Raw genomic sequence first — 24,292 nt, forward strand, 5'->3', positions numbered from 1 at the left:
CATAGATCGAGAGCGCGGGCTGCGGTCCGCCCAAGAGAGGCGTCATGTACCGGCACGTCATCGCTGCAACAGATGGAACGCCGTTCGCCAGGCACGCCGTGGAACATGCGGTGGGTCTGGCCCGCGCGCTGGGCGCCCGGCTCTCGATCGTAACCGTCACCGAGCCCTTTCATGTCTTCTCGCTTGAAGTCCAGCAACTCGAGGACAATCGGCCCCAGTACGAGGCGCATGCGCGCGCAATGGCCGAACGGGCGCTGAATGACGCGGCGTCGCTCGCGCGCGCCCAGGGCGTCAGCTACGAGCTTGTCCAAGTCGAGTCTGACCGGCCCTATGAGGCGATCATCGACGCCGCCGCCGATCGCGACTGCGACCTGATCGTCATGGCCTCGCACGGGCGAAGCGGAGTGGCTGCCGTGATCCTGGGCAGCGAAACCATGAAGGTCCTGACCCACTCCAAGATTCCGGTTCTGGTCATTCGACCCGACGACTCCGGGCCTTGGGCGACCCTGACCTGAGGAGGCTTCCATGGCCTCGGCGATGCATCTTCGTTCACCGGCATTTTCTCCCGGCCAGGGAATACCGCGGCGACACACCTGCGATGGTGAGGACGTCTCGCCGCCCCTGGAGTGGGGCGACGCCCCGGAGGACGCGCTCAGCTTCGCGCTCCTGTGCGAGGACCCGGACGCTCCTGCTGGCGTCTGGCGCCATTGGGCGGTTTACGATCTTCCCCCCGCGCTGCGGCGCCTGCCCGAGGGAGCAGGCGCGGAAGGCCACCTGAAACAGGCCGTCAACGATTTCGGCCGGCCAGGCTATGGCGGCCCGTGTCCCCCGCGCGGTCACGGACCCCACCGCTACCGCTTCCGGCTTCTGGCGCTCTCGACGGCGGCCCTGGCCATTCCCGCCAAGCCGTCGTGCCGGATGGTGGAGCAGGAGGCGCGCAAGCGCCTCATCGCGGAGGCTGTCCTGGAAGGAATCTACGGCCGCTGAAAATGGATCAGCGCCAGCGGGGGGACCGGATTCGTGGATGGAACGACGGAGAGGAGTCAGGCGGAGCAAGGCCGTCCCGTGGCGTCCCAGTCGGCCATGGCGGTGGCAGGCGCGCTGTACGCTCAACTTCATGGCGGGCGACCGCCGCCACCGCACCTCACGCCAGCCAGTTCCCTGGACCGCGAGTGGGGGTTCGACAGCCTTTCGCGCGCCGAGCTGCTCCTGCGCCTGGAACGGAACTTCAAAGTGCGCCTCCCCGAAACCCTGTTGGCCAGCGCCGAGACCCTCGACGCGCTCGCCGCGGCCGCCGTGAGCGCAGGCGGTCGGCCCACCGCTCGCGCCCCTGCGCCGGTGCTTTCACCTGGCGAGGTGGCGGCGCCTGTTGGAGCGGAAACGCTCACTGCGGTGCTGGACTGGCACGCGCAGCGCTGCCCCGACCGCGTTCATGTCGTGCTCCATGGCGGAGATGGCTCTGAGATCCAGATCCGCTATGGCGAGCTGCGGCGGCGGGCTCTGGCCGCGGCGGGCGGGCTGCAGCGCGCGGGCCTGTCGCCGGGCGAGCGCGTCGCCCTGATGCTTCCCACCGGAGCGGACTTCATCGTCGCCTTCTTCGGCGTCCTCTACGCCGGAGGGGCGCCGATGCCCCTTTATCCGCCGTCGCGACCATCGCAATTGCTGGAGCACCTGCAGAGGCAGGCCGAGATTCTGCGCAATGCGACCGCCGCGATCCTCATTGTCCCTGCGGAAGGGCGGGCCGTCGCCGCCATGCTGCGTCTCCAGGTGGAGTCGCTGAAGCTCGTCGCGACCGTGCATGATCTGGGAGACGAGCCGCCCGACAGGGCGGGGCGCAACGCTCCTCACGCGCTTGCGCTCGTTCAGTACACGTCGGGCAGCACAGGGCGGCCCAAAGGGGTCGCCCTGAGCCACGCCAACCTGCTGGCCAATATCCGCGCCATGGGCGCCGCCATGGAGGCGAGTTCCAGGGACGTGTTCGTCAGCTGGCTGCCGCTCTATCACGACATGGGGCTGATCGGGGCCTGGCTTGGCAGCCTGTATTTCGGGGCTCCTGTTGTGATCATGGCGCCGCTCGTTTTTCTGGTGCGGCCGGCGGAATGGCTCTGGACCATTCAGCGCCACCGCGCGACGCTGACCGCCGCCCCCAACTTCGCCTATGAACTCTGCATCAGGAAGATCGCCGACGCTGATCTCGATGGGCTCGACCTCTCCTGCTTGCGAATGGCGGCGAACGGCGCCGAGGCCGTGAGCGCCGACACGGTCCGCCGTTTCACCGAGCGCTTCGCCCGCTGCGGCTTCAGGCCATCCGCCATGGCGCCCGTCTATGGACTCGCCGAGAATGCGGTGGGCCTGGCCTTTCCGCCGCCCGGGCGCGCGCCGGTGTTCGATCGCATCGATCGTAGCGCGCTGGCCCGGGAGGGACGCGCCCGGCCGGCGCCGGCGGACGCTTCGGACGCGGTGGAGTTCGTCGGTTGCGGACGGCCGCTACCCGGACATGAGGTTCGGATCCTGGATGAAGCGGGCGAGACCCCGGACCGCCGGGAAGGCCGGCTGCAGTTTAGGGGACCTTCGGCCACGGCGGGATATGTCAACGATCCTGCCAAGACCCGCGATTTGTTCGACGGAACTTGGCTCAACACCGGAGATCTCGCCTACACGGTCTCCGGGGAGCTATTTATCACCGGCCGCAGCAAGGACATCATCATCCGGGCGGGGCGTCACATCTACCCGGAAGAGATCGAGAGCGCGGTTGGCGAACTCGATGGCGTCCGGAGGGGGTGCGTCGCGGTGTTCTCGGCGCCGGACGTCAAGGCGGGCACCGAGAAGATCGTCGTCATGGCCGAGGCGCGGGACTTCGCGCCCGAACGTCTGGCCGACTTGCGGGCGCGCGTGACCGAGGCGGCCGGGCGGCTGCTCGACGCGCCACCGGAGGAGGTCGTCCTCGTGCCGCCGCACGTGGTGCCCAAGACGTCCAGCGGCAAGTTGCGGCGCTCCGCGGCCCGGGATCTCTACCTCGCGGGCCGGCTGGCCCCCTCGGGGCTTCCGCCATGGTTGCAGGGTGTCCGGTTCGCTCTCCAGTCGCTCAGCGCGGCCGCGGCCCGGGCTGGCCGCACGGCTGGGGCTTATGTCTTCGCCGCACGCTGGTGGGGCGCCATCGTGATTGGGGCAGCGGTCGGCTGGCCGCTGGTGGTGGCCATCCCGGGCCGAGAGCGGCGCTGGCGCGTGCTCAGCGCCCTTGCGCGCACCGTGCTGTGGGCGGCCGGAACGCCCGTGGCCCTGCGGGGAGCCGAACGGATCGTCCGGGACGGCGTCATCGCCGCCACGCACGCGAGCTACGTGGACGGACTGGCGCTGGCGGCCGTCTTGCCGGGGCCCCTGACCTTCGTGGCGAAGCGGGAACTTGCCGGCCAATGGGTGGCGGGGCCGTTCCTGCGCGCGCTCGGGACGGTTTTCGTCGCTCGCGACTCTTCCGATCTCGCCGCTGCGGACCTGGGCCGCACCGCTGCGGCGGCCCGGTCCGGGGGCCTTCTCGTCGTGTTTCCCGAAGGGACCTTCACGCGCGAGCCGGGGCTTCGCCCCTTCCGCCTCGGCGCTTTCCTGGTGGCTGCTGAGACCGGCCGGCCGGTGACCCCGGTGGTCTTGCGCGGGACGCGGTCGGTCCTGCGTGGAGACCAGTGGTTTCCAAGGAAGGCGACCATCGTCGTCGAGGCGCTTGCGCCGGAAGCTGCGGAGGGGACCGGCTTCGAAGCGGCGGTGCGGCTGCGGGACGCTGTTCGCCGCAAAATGTTGCCCGCCTTCGGCGAGCCGGACCTTGCGCCATGACCCTGAACGCCGGCGGCAGGACCTATCCACCAGCGGTCGACTGGGCGCTGCCCATCCCGCCAGCCCGGGTGGAGTCGATGCTCGACGAAGCCTGCGATCGTTTCGGGAGCCACGTCGCCTGTCGGTCGGCCGGAGAAACGCTCACCTATGCGGTTTTGTCGGCGCAGGTGGCGCGTGTGGCCGGCGGATTGCGGGCGATCGGCGCCGAACGTGGCGAGCGGGTCGGCCTCATGCTGCCGAACTGCCCGAGTGCGGTGATCGCGTTCCTGGGCGTGCTGCGGGCGGGTTTGGTCGTGGTCAATGTCAGTCCGCTGCTCGCCATTCCAGAGATCGCTCGGCAGGCGCGCGATTCAGGATTCCGGACCATCATCGTGCTGGATTTGGCCGACCACCTCGCGGTGGCGAAGGCTTTGATGCACGAGTGCCTCGTCCAACGCTGCATCGTAGCCGGGGCGACCGACTTCCTGGGCGGCGCGGCGCGCCTCCTCTATCGATGGACTCCCTTCGGGGGCAGAGGGACGATCCCGGCCGACGATCCTCGCTTTCTCCGCTTCGAACGGATCGAAGGTCAGCCTGGGCCAGCCGTGACGGACCCAACCGAGCTCGCAGTTCTGCAGTACACGGGCGGGACGACGGGAGAGCCCAAGGGCGTGATGCTGACCCATCGCGCCCTTCACGCCAACGCCGTGCAACTCGCCCGTTGGTTCACCCAGGCCGAGCCGGGCGCCGACAAGATCGTGGCCGTTCTGCCCTTCTTCCATGCCTTTGGGATGACCGCGGTGATGCTCTTCGCTGTCGCGCTGGGCGCCGAGATGATCCTGCAGCCTCGCTTCGATCCGGATGCGGTGATCCGCGCCATGGAGCGCCGTCGCGCCACCATCCTGATCGGCGTGCCCCTCATGTTCCGGGCGCTGCTGCAGCGGCGGAGGCTGGCGAGGGCGGATCTCTCAGCGCTGAAGGTTTGCATCTCCGGGGGCGACCCGCTCGATCCGGCGCTCGCGGACGCCTTCAAGGCGGCGACCGGCGCGCGCGTTCTGCAGGGGTATGGTCTGACCGAGTGCGGGCCTGTCGTGACCTGCGGATCTTTGGACGTACCGATCAAGCCGGCGTCCTGCGGCTTGCCTCTCCCGGGGACTCGGCTGCGCATCGTCGAGCCGCACGCGCCGCAGCGCGAGCCGGCAGGGGAGGTGGGCGAGATCTGCGTGTCCGGCCCACAGTTGATGGCGGGCTACTGGAATCGGCCCGAGGAAACAGCCGCAGTACTCGGCGGCGGTTGGCTTCGCACGGGCGACCTCGGCAGGATAGACCGGGATGGGTACCTGTTCGTGGTCGATCGTCTCAAGGACATGGTCACGGTCCGGGGTCGCCATGTGTTTCCACGGGTGGTGGAGGACGCAATCCGAGAGCACCCGGCGGTGGCCGACGTGGCCGTGATCGGAGCGCCGGCGGACGGTCCAGACAGCCGACTGGCGGCCTTCGTGGTCATGCGGCCCCGGGCCAGCATCACGGCGAAGGACCTGAGCGGCTTCCTGGAGAACCGCCTCGCGCCCTACGAACACCCTGCCTTGATCCGGTTCGTCGACCGACTGCCCAAGTCCGCGCTCGGCAAGATTCTGAAAGGGCGTCTCGCCCACACCCTGTCTTGAATGCCCCCGATCAGCGGGAGGCGCCCGACGCTTCAGGCGATTCCGCGTCAGGGCGGCCCGGCTCAAACTCCTCGCAGGACAGGTCGCATTGGGCCAGCCCCTCCTTGAGATAATCGCCGAGCAGGGGCGTGCCGCAAAGATAGCGCGCCGTTCTCGCATTGTGGGCGTCGGAGGCGGCCTGGCGAAGGCTGTCGAAATTTTCGATGCTGTCGTCCCCCCGGCCAAGCCAAGTGAGGGCGACGAGATCGATCTGCTCATCCTCGCTGAGCCCGTTGATGAGGGCGACGAGCTCCCTCAGCACGGGATCGTCGGGATGGTTCTCCAGCACCGCCACCTGCAGATCATCGGCGGGATTGGAGCCGATGTCGGTTTCCGTCACTTCGTCCTTGGCATCGAAACGGCGCGCCAAAGCGGCCACTGCGCAGACCTTTTCGGGCGAGATCGCCAACTCTATGTCTGCCATCGTCGTCTCCTTTTTCACTCGCACTTACGCCGGGGCGCTCACCGGCCGGCCCCGGGCCGCGCCGCGCAGCCAGGAGACCAGCTCGGGCCAGGGCCGGGCGTTCAGCACATGGCGCGCCTCCAGCCATCCGCGTCGCGCTTGCAGGAGCGCGAAGTTCAGGTCCGCGAGATCCTCTGGCGACGTCGCTTCGCAGGACAACGAGACGGGAACACCGGCCTCGCGCGCCAGCCGACTGTCTAAGTCGCCGATGTCGAGCCGGGCCGGATCGGCCGAAATTTCAACGGCGACGCCTGCCGCCGCCGCCCCCCGGATAACCTGCCCCATGTCCACGTCGTAGGGCGCGTCGCGGACGACCAGGCGACGGCTGGGCTGGGCCAGGATCCGCAAAGCGGGGTCCTGGAGGGCCCGCAGCGTCCGCCGGGTCTGCTCGTCGCGCGACAGGTCGAAGCGGGAATGGACGGCGGCGATTACCACGTCGGCGGCTTGCCTGAGGGTTTCTGGAAGTGCGAGAGCGCCTTCCGGCGTGATGTCGCACTCCACAACGCGCAGTACGCGCACGCCACGGAGTTCGGCGGGAATCCGCTTGAGCGCGCGTTCCAGGGCCGCCGGCTCGCCGCCGTTGGCGCTGACCAGGCGTGACGCTTGGTCGACCAGGCCCAGGTAGGTCCAGCCTCGGCTGGCGGCGGCCTGGCAAAAAGCCTCCGCGAGGGCCGCATCGTCCAGCGCGCAGTGGACGTGGAGGTCGCCTCGAAGATCGGCGGCACGCACGAGCGCCGGCAGCCGCCCCGCCAGGGCCGCTTCTATCTCGCCCCGGTTCTCCCGCAGTTCTGGTGGGATCAGGGGCAGGCCGATCGCCGCGTAGACCGACTCCTCCGTTTCCCCTGCAATGCGCTGTCCGTCGCGAAAAACCCCGTATTCGTTGAGTTTAAGCCCCCGCCTTTGCGCTATGCGACGCAAGGCGATCGAGTGCGCCTTGGACCCCGTGAAGTACTGGAGAGCCGAGCCGTAGGCGTTTGGTGCGACCACCCGAAGATCCACCTGCATGCCTGAGCGCAGCACCACGGTCGCCTTCGTGTCACCCCGGGCGGCTACGCGCGTGATGTCCGGAAAGGCGCAGAAGCGCTCGATGCAGGCGTCGCCTTTCGCGGCGGTTGCGAGTACGTCCAGGTCGCCCACGGTCTCGCGCCCGCGCCGGAAGCTGCCCGCGACCGTGACCTGCTCGACCCCAGCAGCCGCGCGCAGGTGGACTTCGAGCGCCCGGGCTACGGGCGCGGCGAGCGGAATGGGAACCCGGCTCGGCGTGGTTGGCGCCTTCGCCAGCATGGCCGCAACCGCGTCCTGCGCCGCCCGCCCGAGCCCGCTCGCGCCCGCGATGCGACCCTCCAGCGCAGCCCTGCGCAGTTGCTCGCGTGTGCGCACGCCCAAGTCCCGCCACAGCGCTATCGCGCGCTTGGGACCGATCCCCGGAATATCCAGCAACTCCACCACGAACGGCGGCACACCCTGCCGCAACTCGCGCAGGAGGGCGTGAGCGCCCGTCATGGCGCATTCGGCGATCTTGCCCGCCAGGTCCTCGCCGATGCCGGGCAAGTCTGTGAGCGGCGGCCCCTTGGAGATCATCTCCGCGACCGGAACGCCGTGTCGCCGGATGGTGCGGGCGGCGTTCCGATAGGCGCGGACCCGGAACGGGTTCGCGTCCTGCAGTTGCAGGAGGTCGGCCGTCTCGTCCAGCCTGTCGGCTACGTAGACATTATCCGGCGCTTGCGGCGCGGCGGTCCGCGCTCCGGCGTCCAGCGGGGACGCGGGTCCGTCTGCTGCGGCGCCGGCGCTCACAGGCGCATCCCGTGCCGGCCCAGGGGCCGCACGGAGCTCGCCTGCGGGCCCTTGTCGCCCATCTCCTCGGCGAACGACACCCGCGATCCCACTTTGAGCCGGGAATATTGGCCGTGCAGGACGCTGTTGCGGTGGAAATAGATCTCGCGACCATCCGCCGTGGTCAGAAAGCCGAACTCGGCGTCGGGCGAGAGCTGGGTGACGGTGCCGACCGGGGCCTCCTCATGGATCTTCACCTGCCGCTGCAGCTTGCGGACATGATCCTGCAGGCGTCGCTCTGCGCGTTTGAACGCGTCTCCGAGCGCGAAGATCAGATGGGAATGCCGCTCGTCCAATTGAGGAGTTTTGACCACAGCGACTTCGCGACCTTCCGGCAGCGAGAGCCAGACGTTGATCTCGTAGAGCCCGCCTGTCTGGTGATGGCCGCTGGGCTTCTTCACCGCCACGCGGCAGGCCGTGATCCGGCCATAGCGCTTTTCGAGCTTCTGCACGTGCTCGATCGCTTCGTCGCGCACGAAGTCGACGGGTTCCATGCCCTGAAAGTCGATCTCGACGGGAGTTTGCATGGGTCACCATGGAAGTTCGATCGGGCGCCCTGGAGACGGCGATCACGCGGCTCTGGACCGCAGCTTCGATCGTTCGTCGAGAGCTCCCGGGATGGTTCAGACGCGCCACACTAGACCGCCGCAGCGCGGGGGAATTGCTGCGGATCAGTTCTGGCCCGAAGAGCAAGTCCCAGGCCGGCGGCTCGGTTCGGCCCTCCGGTCCCGCACTCGCCTAAGGCAATGCGATCTTCGGCCAGAGGCCGCGGACCGCTGACGGCATGGATTGGATGACCTTGGCGCTCTCGCCCGGATCCAACTCTTCCCAAAGCATATTGAACACCGCCTCGGCGGTTTCGTCGGCCGAATAGGGGAACTGCGGCGGAAGTTCGGAGGCGACCCTCTCCAGGAATTCCAGCAGGTGATGACCGGGGGTGGGCGTTTGCGACGGTTTCCACCCCTCGTAGTAAACACCCCGCACCAAGGTCGGCAGTTGCGCGCCCAAGTGGACGGCCTGCTCCGGCGTCAGACGATCCCGCAAGGCGTGCAGCACGGACCTGAGCCCCGCATAGGCCTCCTGACGGTCAGAGAATTGAAGATCTTCCAGCTTCTTCAGCCAGGAGTTGGTCTGCTCGATGGTATGATTCAGGGCTGAAACATGGGTTGTGTTCATGACCGCGCTCCGCGGGCGGCGCCCGCTTTGGTTGCTGAGGAGAGGGTCGCGCCGCGGCTCGCAACTGCCGACGGTCCGGTTCACTGCCGCATCGCGCGGGACACACGCCCGCAGGGGAGACGGTCAGGCCGCCTCTATGGTGAACTTGGTCCCTTTCCGGCCCTCTGAAGCGGGTTGAAACGGGGCCCACTCACCGCTCAGCGATCTCGTTCGCTTTATCGGGCAGGACAGGATGATTTCGTTGGTCCGGGCACGATGCTCTTCTGCCAGGGTCTGGCTCTGCGGAGCACTCTACGCGGGCTTCCAGGGAGCCGCCCTGTTCTGGATCAGTTTCGGCGCCGGGCGCGCACTCGAGCGCTCTTGTGTCGCGCGCCAGCCCTAGGGCGCCAGTTCGGCCATCTTGCGATGGACGATCGGCGTCTCGGCCCTGAAACGGGAGAGCGCAACGGCGAGCTGGCGTCCGGCGTCAACCCTGTCCCTGAACATCTAGCTGCTCTCCCGACGAACGTCGTCGGATGATCGTCCCAGTCGATGTTCAATCTCAATCACCCGCCGCGTCGTACGGAGCACGCTGTCTGGGCTGAGGCTGAGCGAGTCGATTCCGGCCTCTACCAACATCTCGGCGATTTCAGGATAGTCGGAGGGCGCCTGTCCACAAATTCCGCAGTGCCGTTGATTTCGGTGCGCGCCTTCGATCGCCTGCATCAGCATCACCTTGACGCCGGGGTCCCGTTCATCGAAATCGAACGCCACGATCTCGGAATCGCGGTCCACTCCGAGCACCAGCTGCGTCAGATCGTTCGATCCTATCGAGAAGCCGTCGAAACGCCGCGCGAAGGCGTCGATCAGAATGACGTTGTTCGGGATCTCACACATCAAATAGATTTGGAGCCCGTCCTTTCCACGCTCAAGCCCGTGACGCGCCATGGTGGCGAGGACCGAGTCCGCCTCCTCCACCCGTCGGCAAAACGGGATCATCAGTCTGATGTTTGTCAGGCCCATGGCGTCGCGGGCGCGTTTCATTGCGGCGCATTCGAGCCCAAAAGCCTCGGCGTATGCTGGGTGCGAATAGCGTGAAGCTCCGCGAAAACCTATCATTGGATTGGCTTCAACGGGCTCGAAGACCTTCCCCCCCAACAGGGCAGCGTATTCGTTAGTCTTGAAGTCCGACATGCGGATAATCACGGGCTTAGGGAAGAACGCCGCCGCGATCATGCCGGCGCCCTCCGCGAGACTATCGATGAAGTAGCGTCGCGGACTTTCGGAGCGGGCCGTGAGCGCGGCGATCGCGGCACAATCAGCGCTATCCGTGACCCGCTCCGGATGTACGAGAGCCATCGGGTGGATCTTGATCAGTTCGGATATGATGAATTCCATGCGCGCAAGACCCACTCCCTCGTTGGGAAGCGCGGCGAGGGCGAAAGCCCGGTCGGGGTCGCCCACGTTGATCATGATCTTTGTGATCGGACGATCGAGGGCCGAGAGGTCCGTCTCGCTTGTCGCGAAAGGAATGGCCCCATCATAGACGCGCCCCACATCTCCCTCGGCGCATGACACGGTGATGAGGTCGCCTGTCTTGATGGCCCTTGATCCAGAACCTGTGCCGACCACGGCCGGGATGCCTGTCTCGCGCGCGACGATGGCGGCGTGGCAAGTCCGCCCGCCACGGTCCGTCACGAGCGCGGCGGCCTGCTTCATAATCGTGCCCCAGTCCGGCGATGTCATTTCGGCGACGAGGATTTCGCCTTCTTGAAACGCATCGAGGTCAGCGGATTGCGCAATGACCCGTGCATGCCCCGCTGCGATGCTCGCGCCAACGGATCGACCAATTACCTTGGGCGGCCCGGATGGCTTAACGTCATAGGTCGTCAGGATATGGCGGTTGCGCCGCGATACCACGGTCTCTGGCCGAGCCTGCAGGATGTAGAGCCGGCCCTCAATGCCGTCCTTCGCCCATTCGATGTCCATGGGGCGCCATGCACCGGCGCGGCGACTATAGTGTTCCTCGATTGCGATGCCCTGGCCCGCCAAGGCGAGAGCTTCGTCGTCGGAGAGGCAGAAGCGCTCTTGGTCATTGGTCGCCACAGGCCGCGTCTGGGTCGTCGGCCCGCCGCCTGCATCGGCGTAAATGAGCTTGCTCTCCTTGCTTCCCAGCACATGCTTCAATATGGCTCGTTTCCCGGACCGATATGTCGGCTTGAAAACGTAGAATTCGTCCGGGTCTACAGTTCCCTGGACCACAGATTCGCCAAGACCGTAAGATGCCGAAATCAAAACAGCGTCTGCGAAGCCGCTTTCGGTGTCCAACGTGAAGATCACACCCGAGCACGCCAGGTCTGACCGAACCATCTTCATGACACCGACTGAATTAAAGATTTTGAAATGGTCGAAGCCGTTATTGATCCGGTAGCGAATGGCGCGGTCAGTGAAGAGGCTAGCATAGCACCTCCGGATCGCGTCGAGAACGTCTTCATCGCCTGATACATTCAAGAAGCTCATATGCTGGCCCGCGAAGCTTGCCTGAGGCAGGTCCTCAGCAGTAGCCGAGGAACGAATGGCGAAGCTCACCTCCGGACCATAATCGGCTGCAAGTCGGGCCAGGGCTGCTCTAACGTCCTCTTCAAGCTCACTGGGCAGCGCGCAGTCCAGCACTAAACTCTGAGCTTGCAATCCGCGGCGGGACAGTTCGGCGTGGTCGTCCGGGTCGAGGTTCGCGAGGATCGCCTTAAGCTTCGGCCATGCGCCGGCGGAGTCCAGGGTTAGCCGATAGGCCTCGGCCACCAACGCGAACCCGTTGGGCACCGTCACCCCTAATGGCGTAAGCTCCGTGAACATCTCTCCCAAGGAGGCGTTCTTTCCGCCCACGATCGGTACGTCGTCCGCGCCGATCTCAGAGAAGAACCGGATGAATTTTGACGACATAGCATTCTCCCGTGCAACGGATGGCAGGCCGGGTCGGGCTGCCGCGCTCAGAGGATGGCGCCTCGAGCGCTAAGGTCGTTGCGACGGAACAGCCGGCGAGGACTTTCTCGCCCCGCTGGTCCATTCAATGCCGTCGCAAGAAAATTCGCTTCGGGCGGCTACGATCACGGCTAGGCCACGCAGGGTCGGCTCGGGATGGGTGATCACGAACGTGGGTATTGCTTTCATGTATTCGGAAAAGGGAGCCTTGCTTTCGAAAGCGATCCGGAAGGCTCCTTCGCGCAGCACACCGATGATGTGCGAGGCAAGGCGGCCCGAGATGTAGACTCCGCCAGTGGCTCCAAAAATGAGCGCCAGGTCGCCTGCGAACCGACCGAGTAAACGTGAGTAGAGCGCCAGCGTGCGCCGGGCGAATTCGTCGCCCCGCGCCGCAGCCCGCGTGACGTCGGGGGGCGTCGCGAGCTCGTCGCTTGATTTGTGGGTCTTTGAGACTGCTCGGTGCAGCCGGAGGAGACCGGGCGCGGAAAGAACGGATTCCGCCGTGATCCGACCATGCGCACGCTCTAACTGCTCCCAGACCGGGAAGTCTTCCGCTTCGCAAGCGCCGAATTCGGTATGTCCGGCTTCGGTCGGTTCGAGCACCCGACATCCGCCAGGCATGTGTCTAATGGCGGCAGCGCCGAGCCCTGTTCCGGGCCCAAATACAACGCGTGGACCAAGATCTCCGGATGACGGCCCATCGATTGCGGCGAGTTCTTCGGCGGGCGAAAGATGGAAGCTGTTCAAGGCCGCGGCTACGGGCGGATAATCGTTCATTACTGAAATCCGCTCTATTCCGAGCTGTTTTCCAATGTCCTCAGGATCAATGGTCCAAGGCGAATTGGTGAGACGGACCACCGGTCCACGCACGCGACCCGCCACGCCGAATGCAGCGGCCTGGAATCGAACCTGGTGAAACGGGCCTTGGCCGGTGCTCAGGAGGCGCGTCAGCGCGTCGGCCAACGTTTGGAAATCGCGCGTTTCCACCCGCCCGATCAGGACCGGTTCCGCCTGTGGGCCCGATACGCTCGCCAGCCGCAGATAGGTTGCGCCGATGTCCCCGACGAGAACGGGATACCCGACCATGACGCGCCTCGATGACGATCCAGTTGGAATGACGAGCGCCGCCTGCATCAGATCAAAGCACCCGCGCCCGATCAGGTCCAGTATCTCAAGGGTGAACAGGAGCCGCCATGACGGGGTTCGTCACCTACACGGCCAATCCCACCATCGACATCTGGGGTGAAATCGGGGACATCCGGCCCACCGAGAAGCTCCGGACGAGCAATGTTCGGCACGACCCTGGTGGGGGCGGCGTCAATGTGGCTCGCGTCCTGCGAGAGCTGGGTGAAACGGTCCTGTCCGTCCACCTCGCTGGCGGCGTCACGCGCGGGCTGTTCGAAGCGCTCGTGGAGCGCGAAAAGCTGCCCAGCATCTGCGTCGCCATCAACGGCGACACTCGAATCTGCAGCGTTGTGCGCGAGAGATCGAGCGGGCGCGAGTTTCGGTTCGTGCCTGCTGGCCCGCATCTGTCGCCCCAAGAATGCGATTTAGGACTTTCCGCGCTCGCTGCGAGCGCATGCGATTGGCTTGTCGCGAGTGGCAGCTTGCCCCCTGGTGCGCCGGAGGACCATTATGAAGCGGTCGGGCGACTAGCGCGCCAGCGCGGGTGGCGCTTCGCGCTCGACTGCTCGGGAGGTCCTCTGCGCCGCGTGCTCGCGAGCGGTCTTGCTGACGTGATCAAGCTCAGCCGACACGAGCTCGAAGAGATCACGGCCAGCCGCCTGTCCGACATGGCCGAGTTGCGAGGGGCCTGTGCGCCTATGCTCGGCGAAAATGGCCCCCGGTGGATCGCCGTAACCCTGGGCTCGGAAGGCGCCGTGCTCATAGGCGACCGCCGCGCCTACCAGGCCAAAACACCTCACGTGGAGGTCGTGAGCACGGTCGGAGCAGGCGACAGCTTCTTGGCCGGGCTCATTCATGGATTCGCATCTGAGTTCGCCCCACAGGCTGCGCTCGATTTAGCGGTGGCCGCGGGCGCCGCCGCTTGCCTCAATCCAGGAACGCAGCTGGCTCGTCTTGCCGATATCGTCAAACTCCGGGCAGCTCTTTCGACCGGAGATCATGAGCAGCCCAGTCTCGCTTGACCGTGCCAGGCTTGCTGGGCGACGCCTGAAGCTGCTGGAGGCGGCGGTCGAACGTAGGCGGTGTCGTAGGGGCGACCGTCAAGTTGATCTAAGGCAAAGACACCCCGTGGCTAAGGTTCAATATCGACTCCACCCCCGCCAACTCGGAGCGAAGCATACAGGAGGTCATCATGACCCAACCCACGAAGCTGCCGGTCAAGTCGGAAAGTCCGAGCGAAATGACAGGAGGACGGGACTGGGCCCTGATCGACCGACTGAGATCCGATGTGGATCACCTCCTCCGCCAGCTCGGCGCTGGCTTGCCCTGGCGACTGTCAGGAGGACCGGCGAATCCGGATTTTGGAGCGGATTGGCGATCCTTCACGGGGCCGCTTTCGCCTGTCGTGGATGTCGTGGAGCGGCCCGGCGCCTTCGAGATCACGGCTGAGATGCCCGGCATGGACGACAAGCACGTGGAGGTGAAGGTCGCCAACGGCGCACTGGTGATCAGGGGTGAGAAGGCGAGCCGAAGCCACGAGGAGAAAGGCGACTTCCGCGTCTCTGAGCGCCGCTACGGCAGCTATGTGCGATCCTTCAGCCTGCCCGACGGGGTCGACGCGTCCAAGATCGAAGCGACGTTTTCCAAGGGCGTCCTCACGGTGACGCTGCCGAAGACGGCTTCGGCCGCCAAGGAGACAAGGATCAACATCAAAGCGGCCTGACCGGCCTCGGCCGGCGGCGGCGGACGCCGCCTGCCGTTCAGATCATGAGGGCTGAGGCTATGTACAGCGAAATCCTGGTCGCGACAGATGGTGCGCCACTGGCGCAGAACTCGGTCCAACACGCCGCAGATCTGGCGGCCGCGCTCGGCGCGAAGCTCACCATCTTGACCGTTACTGAGCCATTCCACGTTTTCTCGCTCGAGGTGGAGCAAGTCGAGGACTCGCGGGCCGCATTCGCGTCCCACGCAAAGGCGCATGCCGAGATGGTTCTTTCAGCCGCCGCCGCCCTAGCGACGACGAGGGATGTTCAATGCGACGTCGTGCATAGGGAAGCGGAACACCCCTACCGGGCCATCATCGAGGTCGCGCGAGAGCGCCGAAGCGACCTGATCGTAATGGGTTCGCACGGGCGGGGCGGTCTAGCCGCCGTCGTGCTCGGCAGCCAGACCTTGAAGGTCCTGACGCATTCGAGAACGCCCGTGTTGGTGGTGCGCCCGGCACAGGGTTGAGCGGATTGCGTCGCCGTGAAGTGAGTACCCGTTCAACTCGGCGACCTCGATCTGCCGGGCGGGCCGTTTGACGCCTCGGTGGCGTATTTCCAGTGGAGGTCGAGCGCGGGCGGGTGACTTCGCCCGTTCGCGGGTGGCGGAACTCCGTCTCTAGTGACTCGTTAGCAGGTTACGAAGTCAGTGTGCCCGAGTCTGCTCCGATGCCTGGGCGCGGGCGCTCCATCTTCAGAAGCTAATCGCTCAGACGTGACAGATAAGACTCAACTTTCGGTGGTTGCTCGTCCCCGCAACCAACACTCCCAAAACTCCCCGACGCTCCCCAGCGCCGGGGAGTTTTGCGTTCTGGGCCTGGGCGTCGCCGCTGGCGGGCAGGATGGCGCCCAAAGACCGCCCGCCCTGAAGCGGCCAACGACGCCATCAGCTTTCCTTGAACCCGTAGTCGGGGATGCCCTGCTCATTGCCGTAATATTTATAGGGCAGGAACTTGCCGGACATCGCGATCTTGACCCGGTCTCCCTTCGGGTTCGGCTCGCGCTCGAACTCGATGTTGAAGTCGATCGCCGACATGATGCCGTCGCCGAACTCCTCCTCGATCAGCGCCTTCCAGGCCGGGCCGTTGACCATCACCATCTCGTAGAAGCGATAAATCAGTGGGTCGGTCGGCGGCATGGGCGTGCCGCGATAGGGCACTTCGTTGAGCATGCGCTTCTCGTTCTCGCTGAGGTCGAACAGCGCCGCCGCCTTCTCGGCCAAGGGCTTGACCAGCTTCATCTGGCCGAGCAGAGCGCCGACGATCAACACCTCCGACATGCCGCCGATCTCGCCGGTGATGTATTTCCAGTTCCAGCCCTTCTCGCGCTTGATGTCGAGAATCTTCTCGGTGAGCTCTTCGCGCTTCATGGGCGTCCTCCTCGAAATGTCTTGGCGTGATGGGGCGTCAGGCTGCGTGGCGGCTTTTGCCGCCGTCGGCAGGGTCGGGCTGGTCCGCGCCTGGGCGCACCACCGGCGGGCGACGCCGGTCGTAGCCGACCGGAATCGCGTCCTTGAAGGTGGTCGAGCGCGAGACGAGGAAATCGATCAGGTGGTTGCGGATGGCGGAGTAGTCGGCGTGACGGTGGATCTCGGCGCGCCTGCGGTCCCGCGGCAGCGGGTTCTCGACGATCTCGGCGATCATCGCCTGCGGACCGTTGGTCATCAGCACGATGCGGTCGGCGAGATAGATCGCCTCATCGACGTCATGCGTGATCATGAAGACGGTCTGGCCGGTCTCCAGGCAGATGCGCCGGACCTCGTCCTGCAGGGCGCCGCGGGTCAAGGCGTCGAGCGCCGAGAAGGGTTCGTCCATCAGCATCATCTTGGGCTCGATCGACAGCGCGCGCGCGATGCCGACGCGCTGCTTCATCCCGCCCGAAAGCTCTGACGGCTTCTTGTGCTCCGATCCCTTCAGCCCGACCTTCTCGATGAAGGCCATGGCGTGGGCCGTAACCTTCTGCCTCGGCCAGTCGCGATGCCGGGCCGCGACCGCGTAGGCGACGTTCCCGAGCACGCTGAGCCAGGGCAGCAAGGCGTGGCTCTGGAAGATCACGGCGCGGTCGAGCGCAGGGCCCTCGATCGCCTTTCCGTCGATGATCGCGGCGCCCTCGTCGGTCGCATCGAGCCCGTTCAGGATGTTGAGCACCGTGGTCTTGCCGCAGCCGGAATGGCCGATGATGCAGGCGAACTCGCCCCTGGCCATCGAGAACCAGAGATCCTCGAACACGGTGGTCGCGCCGCCGGCCCTCGGGTAACGCCGGGCGATGCCCTCGATGGAGACGAACTTCTCTGGCATGGCGCTCAATCCGGATACGTGACGGCGCGTTGGCAGCGGGCGAGCGTCTGATCGAGGATCATGCCCATCACGCCGATCACCAGGATCGCGACGATGACATTGGTGATCGACAGGTTGTTCCACTCGTTCCAGACGAAATAGCCGATGCCGGTGCCGCCCACGAGCATCTCGGCCGCGACGATGACGAGCCAGGCGATGCCGATCGAAATGCGCATCCCGGTCAGGATGGTCGGCGCCGCCGCCGGCAGGATGATCGTGAAGGCGCGCCGCAGCGGCCCCACCTCCAGCGTCCGTGCGACGTTGAGCCATTCCTTGCGCACCGCCGAGACGCCGAAGGCGGTGTTCAGCAGCATCGGCCAGACCGAGCAGATGAAGATGACGAAGATCGCCGAGACGCCGGAATCCTTGATCGTGTAGAGCGCGAGCGGCATCCAGGCCAAAGGCGAAATCGGCTTCAGCACCTGAATGAACGGGTCAAGCGCCCGGCTGATCAGGGCGGACATGCCGATCAGGAAGCCGAGCGGCAAAGCCACCAGCACCGCCAGCAGATACCCCAGCAGCACGCGCCCCAGCGAATAGGCGAGTTGGATGCCGAGCCCCTTGTCGTTCGGGCCCTTGTCGTAGAACGGGTCCGACAGGTGCTTCCATAGCGTCCGTCCGACATCGATCGGCCCCGGCATCGCCGATTTACCCTGGGTGACCTGCTGGCCCATCAGCTTGGCGTATTCGGGATCGATGTTTGCAGCAGGCCCAGCCGCGCCTTGCGTGGCGACATGCCAGCCGATCAGGAAGATCGCGAGGATCGCGAGCGAAAGGACGGAGGCGCGGGCGCCGAGCGACATCCTCACCGCTTCAGATCCGCTTGATCGCAAAGCTTCGGATGTAGTCCTCGGGCTTCGACGCATCGAAGGTCTTGCCCATCACGACGATGGTCTTCGAGCCGCTCGTCGGCGGGGTCAGCCCGGCTTCCTTCATCAGCCGCGCCGTATCGGTCTCCAGGAAGACCTGCCTGGCGATGCTCTTGTAGTCGAGCTCGCCCTTGACCTGCCCCCAGCGCTTCATCTGGGTCAGGATCCAGATCGCGAAGCCTTCCCAGGGGAACGGATCGAAGTCGATGCGCGCAGGATCGCGCTTCACCTGGCCGAGCCCGTCCGCATAGGTGCCGGTCAGCACCTGCTCGACCACCGTGACCGGCTGGTTGAGATAGTTCGCCGGCGCAATCGCCTCTGCGATCTGCTTGCGGTTCTCAGCCTTCGAGGCGAAGGCGGTGGCGTCGATGATCGCCTTGAGCAGGGCCGCATAGGAATTCGGCGTCTGCGTCACGAAGTCTTTCGAGGCCGCGAAGGCGCAGCAGGGATGACCGTCCCAGATCTCCTTGGACAGGATGTGGATGAAGCCGACGCCGTCGAACACCGCGCGCTGGTTCACCGGATCGGGCGCGAGGAAGCCGTCGATATTGTCGGCGCGCAGGTTGGCGACCATTTCCGGCGGCGGCACGGCGCGGATCTGTACGTCGGCGTCGGGATCGATGCCGTGCTCCGCCAGATAGTAGCGCAACAGGTAGTTGTGCATCGAATAGTCGAAGGGCACGGCGAATTTGAAGCCCTTCCAGGACTTTGGATCGCGCCTGTCCTTGTGCTTCATGGCGAGCGTGATCGCCTGGCCGTTGATGTTTTCGACCGCGGGCATCGTGTAGGGGATCGGGTTCGAGCCGACGCCCATCGAGATCGCCAGCGGCATGGGCGAGAGCATGTGCGCGGCGTCGTATTCCTTGTTGATCGTCTTGTCGCGAATGACCGCCCAGCCGGCGGTCTTGATCACTTCGACATTGAGCCCGTGCTTGGCGTAGAACCCCATCGGCGCGGCCATGATGATCGGCGTCGCGCACGTAATCGGGATGAAGCCGACCTTGAGGTCCTTCTTCTCAGGCGCCGCCTGGGCGAAGACCTCGGTCGCGGCCGCGATCGGGAACAGGGACGAGATCGCCGCCAGCGCGGTTGAGGCGCCGGCGGATTTGAGGAACAGCCGGCGCGCCTCGTCCTGTGGGAAGAGAGCCCGCATCACGGCGTTCTCGACCACCCGGCGATAGCGCCCCTCGTCCGAGGCGGAAGCCTCGACAGCTTCGGCGCGGATGGCGCGCTCATGCTCGGACGGGCTTTCGTGCCGGCCGCAGTCGCAGCCCTTGAGGATCCGGCGGCTCGCATCGAACGGGTTCTTGAACAGGGCCATGCGCGTCTCCTCGCGGAACCGGGGAATGGGTGGTCGCGTGCGAAGGACCACTGCAAAGGCCGGGCCAAGATCCGCGAGAGTGCGCCGAGGCGAGAAATCAAGCGCCTGCGCGCGTCAGAGCGTTGACGATTTTCCGTAAATCACGATAGATCGTAATTCTATTCACGATAAATCGTAAGCGCCGATGACCACGCCGGAGCCAGCCGTTTCGCTGTTCGACAGCACGATCGACCCGACGCTGGCGATCGAGGTTTATTCGGGCCGCATCCTGGCCGCGAATGAGCAGGCGCGGATCCAGTTCGGCCGCTCGGGTGAGGAGCTCGTCGGAACTTCGATCATCACGCTGTTTCCCGGCCAGGCAGCGGCGCTGACGACCTTTACCGAGGCCGTTCTGCACAAGGGCGGCTACGGGACGCGCAGTCTGCTGCCGCGGCGCGGCGATGGCGCAGAGGCGAACGTCGAATGCATCGGCAAGCGGCTGCAGGCCGGAACCGAGCCGGCCATCCTCCTCACCCTGTACGACCTCGAAGCCCGCCATCGCCGCGATCTCGACGCCGAGGCCGATCATTTCATGCGAGCCGGCATCGCCGAATGGCGAAGCACTACGCGGCTCTTCCAGGAGATCGAGCGCGGCAACCAGCTCATCCTTCGCGCCGCCGGCGAAGGCATTTTCGGCGTCAATGCCGAGGGCGTCACCACCTTCGTCAATCCCGCCGCGGAGGCGATGCTCGGTTGGGAGACGGGCGAACTGGTCGGCCGCGACATGCACGCGACGGTGCACCACCATCGGCCCGACGGCAGGCCATTTCCGCACGACCAATGCCCGATCTATGCGGCCTTCCGCGATGGCGCGGTGCACCATGTCGAGAACGAGATGTTCTTCCGGAAGGACGGGACGGGCCTGTGGGTCGAATATACGTCGACGCCGATCCGTGACCGCGGCCGGCTGGTCGGCGCCGTCGTGATCTTCCGGGACGTCAGCCAGCGCCATGAGGCCGATGAGCGGCTGCGGCTGGCGCTGGCCGAAGTCGACATGCTGCGCGAGCGGCTGCAGCGCGAGAACGCCTATCTCCAGGAGGAGATGCGGCTGGAGCTCAATCATCGCGGCATCATCGGTCGGTCCGCCGCGTCCCAGCGCGTGATCAGCCAGATCGAGCTGGTGGCGAAAACCGACGTCTCCGTGCTGGTGACGGGGGAATCCGGCACGGGCAAGGAGCTCGTCGCCAGCGCCATCCACGAGGCGAGCGCGCGTAGCGACCGGCCCCTGATCCGGGTCAATTGCGCGGCCGTGCCGCGCGACCTGTTCGAGAGCGAGTTCTTCGGGCATGTCCGCGGCGCCTTCACCGGCGCGTTCAGCGACCGCATCGGCCGTTTCGAATTGGCCGATGGCGGCACGCTCTTCCTCGATGAGGTCGGCGAGATCCCGTTAGAGCTGCAGGGAAAACTGCTGCGCGTGCTGCAGGAGGGCGAGTTCCAGCGCCTGGGGGAGGAACGCACGCGCCGCGTCGATGTCCGCATCGTCGCCGCCACCAATCGCGACCTGCGCAAGGAAGTCCGCGAGGGCCGCTTTCGCGAGGACCTGTACTTCCGGCTCGACGTTTTCCCGATCGCCTCGGTGCCATTGCGTGAGCGCGTCGAGGACATTCCGCCGCTGGCGCTGCATTTTCTCGAGGGCGCCCGCCGCAAGCTCAAGAACGGCGGGCTGACGCTGAGCCAGGGCGACGTCCAACGGCTCTGCGCCTATGACTGGCCCGGCAATGTGCGCGAGCTGCAGAACGTGATCGAGCGCGCGGCGATCCTGGCCCGCAATGGCCGGCTCGTCGTCGATCTGCCGCGCGAGCGGGTCCGGGCCAGCACGCCGCCTCCGCTGCACACGGCGGCCGCAAGCATCGTGACCGAGCCGGAGCGGCGCGCCCGAGATCGAACATCCATCCTCGCGGCGTTGGAGGCGGCCGGAGGCAAGATCAGCGGGCCGGCCGGGGCGGCGGAGATCCTGGACCTCAAACCGACCACTCTGGCTTCGCGGATGAGGGCGCTCGATATCCAATGGACGCAGAAGCGTCGACCCGGAGTCAGCGCACGCAGGCCTTAGCTCGAATGGGCGCGGCGTAATCCGTGAACGTGGGCCCTGACGAACGTCTGTTCGCGTCCGTCCGGCGGTGGCCCATCGCACCAGGCGCTCGAGCGTTTTCGGCATGCTTGCAACGCGCAAACCTCCCAAAACGCCCCGGATGCTCCGCAGCGCCGGGGAGTTTTGCGGTTGAATGACCTGGGTCAAGACGCGCCGGCGGCTTTGATGCTTAGGATTCCCTCTGATTGAAGGCCCCGTCGACGGGAGCATCCGATGATCAAGGTCGCCGTTCTCACGCTGGGTCTCGCCGTGGTCACCCAGGTCGCCGAAAACATCCCGAGATACGATATCGACGCCTCGTGCCGGGCGCAGACCTCGTCGCGCGACGGCACGGGAGAGCGCATGGCGGCCTGCGTCCGCGACGAGACCGCCGCCCGCGAGCAACTCGCGTCCAGCTGGGCGCGGGCCAAGCCCCGCAGCCGTGAGGTTTGCGCGGGCGAGGAACGCGGCATCACCAGCTACGCCGACCTCGCATCCTGCCTGGACATGTTCGCCAGCCAGTGAGGTCGAGGCGCTTCGAACGGTTTCCCTGGACGGCGGCGCTTGCGGCCATGCAGCCGACGCCCTCCTGGTCGGTCTTGCTGGGCCGGCGCGGGCTCGTCGATGACGACAGGCTCGAGACTTGCGACCGAACCACCTTTTCGGCTGATCGAAATCAGCTCCCCTCCGGTGAATGTCGGTAGCATCGCATCGTTCGGCCTCGAGCTTCACATGGCAAGGCCGAGTGAGATCCTGTTGGATATTCTTTTTCTCAGTTTCAGGACTGGGTCGGCGTCAATCGGTGTACCGGCGATCTGATCGAAGCGATCAGCGATGGGAGGGTGTCATGAGGCTCATGAAGATCATCTTCAGTGCGTTTGCCTTGGTTGGCGTTGTCTTCGCCGGCTCAGTCGCATCGACGAGCAACGCGCATGCGGTGATCTATTGCACCTATATTGGATATCCTGCCGGATGCGTGGCGAGACCCGGCGTGCGACTGGTCCCTCGCCCCGTCGGGGCGCGCGCCGTCACAGCGCCGCGCCCAGGAAATCGCAACGGCGGGGTCAACAGGGTCGGCGTTCGCCGATAGCGGGAGATCGGCAAGGCCGCGCCCCGCGTCTTGGCGGCTGGCGCGCGGCCCCTCTGGTGTGATCGCCACCCTTCCCAAAACTCCCCGACGCTCCCCAGCGCCGGGGAGTTTTGCGTGAGGGGATCGGGCGGCGCGGGAGGCTTCCAGGGTCTCCGCCTTGCGCCGGGTCAGCTCGGATGGCGAGCCTTCTCGAAAGTAAGCCGATCAGCTCAGTTTAGCCTTGCGGACTGGAACGTCCCGCGATAGTAAGCCGTATGGCTCAGCATGATCCTGATCTCACGCTTCTCTTCCATGCCCTCGCCGACCCGACGCGCCGGTCGATCCTGACCCGCCTCGCCGAAGGTCCGGCGCGGGTGACGGAACTCGCCGGCCCGACGGGGTTCCGGCTGCCCACCGTGATGCGGCATCTGTCGGTGCTGCAGGAGGCGGGTCTGGTCGTCACGTCCAAAGATGGGCGCGTGCGAACCTGCGCCATTCAACCCGAGGCTCTCGAGCCTGCCCGGACCTGGCTCGATCGCCAGCGGACGATCTGGGAGTCCCGCCTCGACCGGCTGGACGCCTTCGTCATGACCGTCATGAAAGACAAGGACCCATCGCAATGATCCAGAAAGGCTCGGAACCAGCCGGCGGCGCGGGCCGCTTCGCCCTGCTGACGTTCGAACGCGAGGTCGCCGCGCCGGCGTCGACGCTGTGGCAAGCCTGGACGGCTCCGGCCGCGCGGGCCGTCTGGGCCGCGCCATCGCCCTCCGTAGTGGTGGAGTTCCTGGAAGCCGACACGAGGATCGGCGGCCGCGAGGTCTCCCTCTGCAAGGTGGAGGGCCGGCCGGACATCCGATGCGAGTGCGGATGGCTGGACCTGCAGCCGCCGATGCGCAGCGTGAACTACGAGGTGGTCTCGGCGGCCGGCGTCGCGCAGTCCGCCGCGCTGGTGACGGCGGAGATCTCCGACGAAGGCGACCGCAGCCGGCTCGTCGTGACCGTGCAGCTCTCCTCGCTGGCGACCGACATGGAGGCTGGCTACCGGGAGGGGTTCGATGCGGGCCTGTCCAACCTCGCCGGCGTGGCCGAGCGGACCATGGTGTTGCAGCGCGTGATCGCCGCGCCGCGCAGCGTGGTCTGGGGCGCGTGGATGAACCCTGAGACGCTGCCCCAATGGTGGGGGCCGGACGGCTTCACCTGCCGCACCGCGAGGATCGACCTCCGGTCGGGCGGCGAATGGGTGTTCGACATGATCGGGCCGGACGGAACGGTCTTCCCCAACCATCATCGCTATCACGAGGTCCGGCCCCAGGAGAGGATCGGCTACGCGCTGCTGTGGGGCGAGAATGGGCCGAAGCACGCCGATGCGTGGGCCTCCTTCGAGGACCGGGACGGGTCGACGGTCGTCACGCTGGGCATGGTCTTCAGCACGGCCGCGGAGTTCCAGACCGCGAAAGGCTTCGGCGCCGTCGAACTCGGAATGCAGACCCTGGGCAAGCTGGAGCGCTTCATCGCGTCCCGGTGACGGCTGCCTCTTTGGCGCCCTTCAGCACCGATGCCGCCAGCTGCGCCATGCACGGCAGACCCCGCCGGACCACCGCACGCAGCGACGGTGCGCATGCCAGACCGCGCGGCAATGGGCCCCTTGAATCAGCGACGCCGGCGGCGCGCCCGGCGCGTCCGCCAACGCGCCGGGAGAGCCAGGGAGCCCGGCGGCGGCGGGAATCGACCCGAGCAGAAGCGCAAAGGCGACGAA

The 24,292-nt window shown here is 66.2% G+C and carries 21 protein-coding genes and 1 pseudogene; 12 read left to right on the forward strand and 10 right to left on the reverse strand.

The window, feature by feature from the left end:
- The first annotated feature begins 44 nt into the window (after positions 1-44).
- Genes ABEG18_RS25070 through ABEG18_RS25085 form a run of 4 tightly spaced genes read left to right on the forward strand, consistent with a single transcriptional unit; the run spans position 45 to position 5,471 of the window.
- Entirely contained in the window at positions 45-515 is a 471-nt protein-coding gene (locus ABEG18_RS25070; RefSeq protein ID WP_406855747.1) for a universal stress protein, read from the forward strand.
- 10 nt (positions 516-525) lie between these two features.
- The gene (locus ABEG18_RS25075; protein ID WP_406855748.1) at positions 526-987 is read left to right on the forward strand and encodes a YbhB/YbcL family Raf kinase inhibitor-like protein; all 462 of its coding nucleotides are present in this window, start codon (positions 526-528) and stop codon (positions 985-987) included.
- 33 nt (positions 988-1,020) lie between these two features.
- On the forward strand, positions 1,021-3,825 hold the full coding sequence (locus tag ABEG18_RS25080) for an AMP-binding protein (RefSeq protein ID WP_406855749.1): 2,805 nt from the start codon (positions 1,021-1,023) through the stop codon (positions 3,823-3,825).
- A complete protein-coding gene (locus ABEG18_RS25085) occupies positions 3,822-5,471 on the forward strand; it encodes an AMP-binding protein (RefSeq protein WP_406855750.1) in 1,650 nt (549 codons plus the stop codon). The genes ABEG18_RS25080 and ABEG18_RS25085 overlap by 4 nt, the downstream gene beginning before the upstream one ends.
- Positions 5,472-5,481: 10 nt before the next feature.
- Here ABEG18_RS25085 and ABEG18_RS25090 read toward each other — a convergent pair whose 3' ends face one another.
- The 6 genes from ABEG18_RS25090 to ABEG18_RS25115 all read right to left on the reverse strand — a co-directional run bounded on the left by ABEG18_RS25090 (position 5,482) and on the right by ABEG18_RS25115 (position 13,029).
- Positions 5,482-5,934 (reverse strand): DUF3775 domain-containing protein, encoded by a 453-nt coding sequence (locus tag ABEG18_RS25090; RefSeq protein ID WP_406858707.1) that lies wholly within the window; start codon positions 5,932-5,934, stop codon positions 5,482-5,484.
- 24 nt (positions 5,935-5,958) lie between these two features.
- Positions 5,959-7,767 (reverse strand): helix-hairpin-helix domain-containing protein, encoded by a 1,809-nt coding sequence (locus ABEG18_RS25095; protein ID WP_406855751.1) that lies wholly within the window; start codon positions 7,765-7,767, stop codon positions 5,959-5,961.
- Entirely contained in the window at positions 7,764-8,333 is a 570-nt protein-coding gene (locus ABEG18_RS25100; RefSeq protein WP_406855752.1) for a cold shock domain-containing protein, read from the reverse strand. The genes ABEG18_RS25095 and ABEG18_RS25100 overlap by 4 nt, the downstream gene beginning before the upstream one ends.
- A gap of 211 nt (positions 8,334-8,544) precedes the next feature.
- On the reverse strand, positions 8,545-8,982 hold the full coding sequence (locus tag ABEG18_RS25105) for a DUF2267 domain-containing protein (protein WP_406855753.1): 438 nt from the start codon (positions 8,980-8,982) through the stop codon (positions 8,545-8,547).
- A 486-nt stretch (positions 8,983-9,468) separates the two neighbouring features.
- The gene (ppsA, locus tag ABEG18_RS25110) at positions 9,469-11,904 is read right to left on the reverse strand and encodes a phosphoenolpyruvate synthase (protein WP_406855754.1); all 2,436 of its coding nucleotides are present in this window, start codon (positions 11,902-11,904) and stop codon (positions 9,469-9,471) included.
- A gap of 69 nt (positions 11,905-11,973) precedes the next feature.
- Positions 11,974-13,029, reverse strand: coding sequence for a glucokinase (locus ABEG18_RS25115; RefSeq protein ID WP_406855755.1), 1,056 nt, complete (start codon positions 13,027-13,029; stop codon positions 11,974-11,976).
- 107 nt (positions 13,030-13,136) lie between these two features.
- Between ABEG18_RS25115 and ABEG18_RS25120 the strand changes: the two genes are divergently transcribed.
- From ABEG18_RS25120 to ABEG18_RS25130, 3 genes are all read left to right on the forward strand, one after another.
- Positions 13,137-14,090 (forward strand): 1-phosphofructokinase family hexose kinase, encoded by a 954-nt coding sequence (locus ABEG18_RS25120; RefSeq protein WP_406855756.1) that lies wholly within the window; start codon positions 13,137-13,139, stop codon positions 14,088-14,090.
- Positions 14,091-14,527: 437 nt separating this feature from the next.
- Positions 14,528-14,791: an Hsp20/alpha crystallin family protein gene (locus tag ABEG18_RS25125; RefSeq protein WP_406855757.1), complete on the forward strand. Its 264-nt coding sequence runs from the start codon at positions 14,528-14,530 to the stop codon at positions 14,789-14,791.
- Positions 14,792-14,850: 59 nt separating this feature from the next.
- On the forward strand, positions 14,851-15,300 hold the full coding sequence (locus tag ABEG18_RS25130) for a universal stress protein (RefSeq protein ID WP_406855758.1): 450 nt from the start codon (positions 14,851-14,853) through the stop codon (positions 15,298-15,300).
- 417 nt (positions 15,301-15,717) lie between these two features.
- On the opposite strand, the gene cynS is transcribed toward ABEG18_RS25130, so the two are convergent.
- The 4 genes from cynS to ABEG18_RS25150 are packed head-to-tail and all read right to left on the reverse strand — an operon-like array spanning position 15,718 to position 19,357.
- On the reverse strand, positions 15,718-16,200 hold the full coding sequence (gene cynS / locus ABEG18_RS25135; protein WP_406855759.1) for a cyanase: 483 nt from the start codon (positions 16,198-16,200) through the stop codon (positions 15,718-15,720).
- 37 nt (positions 16,201-16,237) lie between these two features.
- Positions 16,238-17,128, reverse strand: a complete 891-nt coding sequence (locus ABEG18_RS25140) for an ABC transporter ATP-binding protein (protein WP_406855760.1) — start codon at positions 17,126-17,128, stop codon at positions 16,238-16,240.
- 5 nt (positions 17,129-17,133) lie between these two features.
- Positions 17,134-17,970 carry a nitrate ABC transporter permease gene (ntrB, locus tag ABEG18_RS25145; protein WP_406855761.1) on the reverse strand — a complete coding sequence of 279 codons (837 nt, stop codon included), beginning with the start codon at positions 17,968-17,970 and terminating at the stop codon, positions 17,134-17,136.
- A 10-nt stretch (positions 17,971-17,980) separates the two neighbouring features.
- Positions 17,981-19,357 carry a CmpA/NrtA family ABC transporter substrate-binding protein gene (locus tag ABEG18_RS25150; RefSeq protein ID WP_406855762.1) on the reverse strand — a complete coding sequence of 459 codons (1,377 nt, stop codon included), beginning with the start codon at positions 19,355-19,357 and terminating at the stop codon, positions 17,981-17,983.
- 184 nt (positions 19,358-19,541) lie between these two features.
- Between ABEG18_RS25150 and ABEG18_RS25155 the strand changes: the two are divergent.
- The 5 genes and pseudogenes from ABEG18_RS25155 to ABEG18_RS25175 all read left to right on the forward strand — a co-directional run.
- Positions 19,542-20,306, forward strand: a pseudogene (locus tag ABEG18_RS25155) (PAS domain-containing protein); the annotation flags it as partial.
- Between the two features lie 84 nt (positions 20,307-20,390).
- The gene (locus ABEG18_RS25160) at positions 20,391-21,449 is read left to right on the forward strand and encodes a sigma-54 interaction domain-containing protein (protein ID WP_406858708.1); all 1,059 of its coding nucleotides are present in this window, start codon (positions 20,391-20,393) and stop codon (positions 21,447-21,449) included.
- A 252-nt stretch (positions 21,450-21,701) separates the two neighbouring features.
- Complete coding sequence (locus ABEG18_RS25165) at positions 21,702-21,992, forward strand: hypothetical protein (protein WP_406855763.1); 291 nt, start codon at positions 21,702-21,704, stop codon at positions 21,990-21,992.
- An 819-nt stretch (positions 21,993-22,811) separates the two neighbouring features.
- A complete protein-coding gene (locus ABEG18_RS25170; protein WP_406855764.1) occupies positions 22,812-23,159 on the forward strand; it encodes an ArsR/SmtB family transcription factor in 348 nt (115 codons plus the stop codon).
- Positions 23,156-24,061 carry an SRPBCC family protein gene (locus tag ABEG18_RS25175; RefSeq protein WP_406855765.1) on the forward strand — a complete coding sequence of 302 codons (906 nt, stop codon included), beginning with the start codon at positions 23,156-23,158 and terminating at the stop codon, positions 24,059-24,061. Before ABEG18_RS25170 ends, ABEG18_RS25175 begins: the two co-directional genes overlap by 4 nt.
- Positions 24,062-24,292: the final 231 nt, after the last annotated feature.

This window comes from Alsobacter sp. KACC 23698, from assembly GCF_045348435.1.
Lineage (GTDB): Bacteria > Pseudomonadota > Alphaproteobacteria > Rhizobiales > Beijerinckiaceae > Alsobacter.

Bases quoted from the DNA above. Each gene is read 5' to 3' on its own strand.
- ABEG18_RS25070 (WP_406855747.1), top strand. From the start codon at position 45: ATGTACCGGCACGTCATCGCTGCAACAGATGGAACGCCGTTCGCCAGG.
- ABEG18_RS25075 (WP_406855748.1), top strand. From the start codon at position 526: ATGGCCTCGGCGATGCATCTTCGTTCACCGGCATTTTCTCCCGGCCAG.
- ABEG18_RS25085 (WP_406855750.1), top strand. From the start codon at position 3,822: ATGACCCTGAACGCCGGCGGCAGGACCTATCCACCAGCGGTCGACTGG.
- ABEG18_RS25090 (WP_406858707.1), bottom strand. From the start codon at position 5,934: ATGGCAGACATAGAGTTGGCGATCTCGCCCGAAAAGGTCTGCGCAGTG.
- ABEG18_RS25100 (WP_406855752.1), bottom strand. From the start codon at position 8,333: ATGCAAACTCCCGTCGAGATCGACTTTCAGGGCATGGAACCCGTCGAC.
- ABEG18_RS25105 (WP_406855753.1), bottom strand. From the start codon at position 8,982: ATGAACACAACCCATGTTTCAGCCCTGAATCATACCATCGAGCAGACC.
- ppsA (WP_406855754.1), bottom strand. From the start codon at position 11,904: ATGTCGTCAAAATTCATCCGGTTCTTCTCTGAGATCGGCGCGGACGAC.
- ABEG18_RS25115 (WP_406855755.1), bottom strand. From the start codon at position 13,029: ATGGTCGGGTATCCCGTTCTCGTCGGGGACATCGGCGCAACCTATCTG.
- ABEG18_RS25120 (WP_406855756.1), top strand. From the start codon at position 13,137: ATGACGGGGTTCGTCACCTACACGGCCAATCCCACCATCGACATCTGG.
- ABEG18_RS25125 (WP_406855757.1), top strand. From the start codon at position 14,528: ATGGACGACAAGCACGTGGAGGTGAAGGTCGCCAACGGCGCACTGGTG.
- ABEG18_RS25130 (WP_406855758.1), top strand. From the start codon at position 14,851: ATGTACAGCGAAATCCTGGTCGCGACAGATGGTGCGCCACTGGCGCAG.
- cynS (WP_406855759.1), bottom strand. From the start codon at position 16,200: ATGAAGCGCGAAGAGCTCACCGAGAAGATTCTCGACATCAAGCGCGAG.
- ABEG18_RS25140 (WP_406855760.1), bottom strand. From the start codon at position 17,128: ATGCCAGAGAAGTTCGTCTCCATCGAGGGCATCGCCCGGCGTTACCCG.
- ntrB (WP_406855761.1), bottom strand. From the start codon at position 17,970: ATGTCGCTCGGCGCCCGCGCCTCCGTCCTTTCGCTCGCGATCCTCGCG.
- ABEG18_RS25150 (WP_406855762.1), bottom strand. From the start codon at position 19,357: ATGGCCCTGTTCAAGAACCCGTTCGATGCGAGCCGCCGGATCCTCAAG.
- ABEG18_RS25160 (WP_406858708.1), top strand. From the start codon at position 20,391: ATGCTGCGCGAGCGGCTGCAGCGCGAGAACGCCTATCTCCAGGAGGAG.
- ABEG18_RS25165 (WP_406855763.1), top strand. From the start codon at position 21,702: ATGATCAAGGTCGCCGTTCTCACGCTGGGTCTCGCCGTGGTCACCCAG.
- ABEG18_RS25170 (WP_406855764.1), top strand. From the start codon at position 22,812: ATGGCTCAGCATGATCCTGATCTCACGCTTCTCTTCCATGCCCTCGCC.
- ABEG18_RS25175 (WP_406855765.1), top strand. From the start codon at position 23,156: ATGATCCAGAAAGGCTCGGAACCAGCCGGCGGCGCGGGCCGCTTCGCC.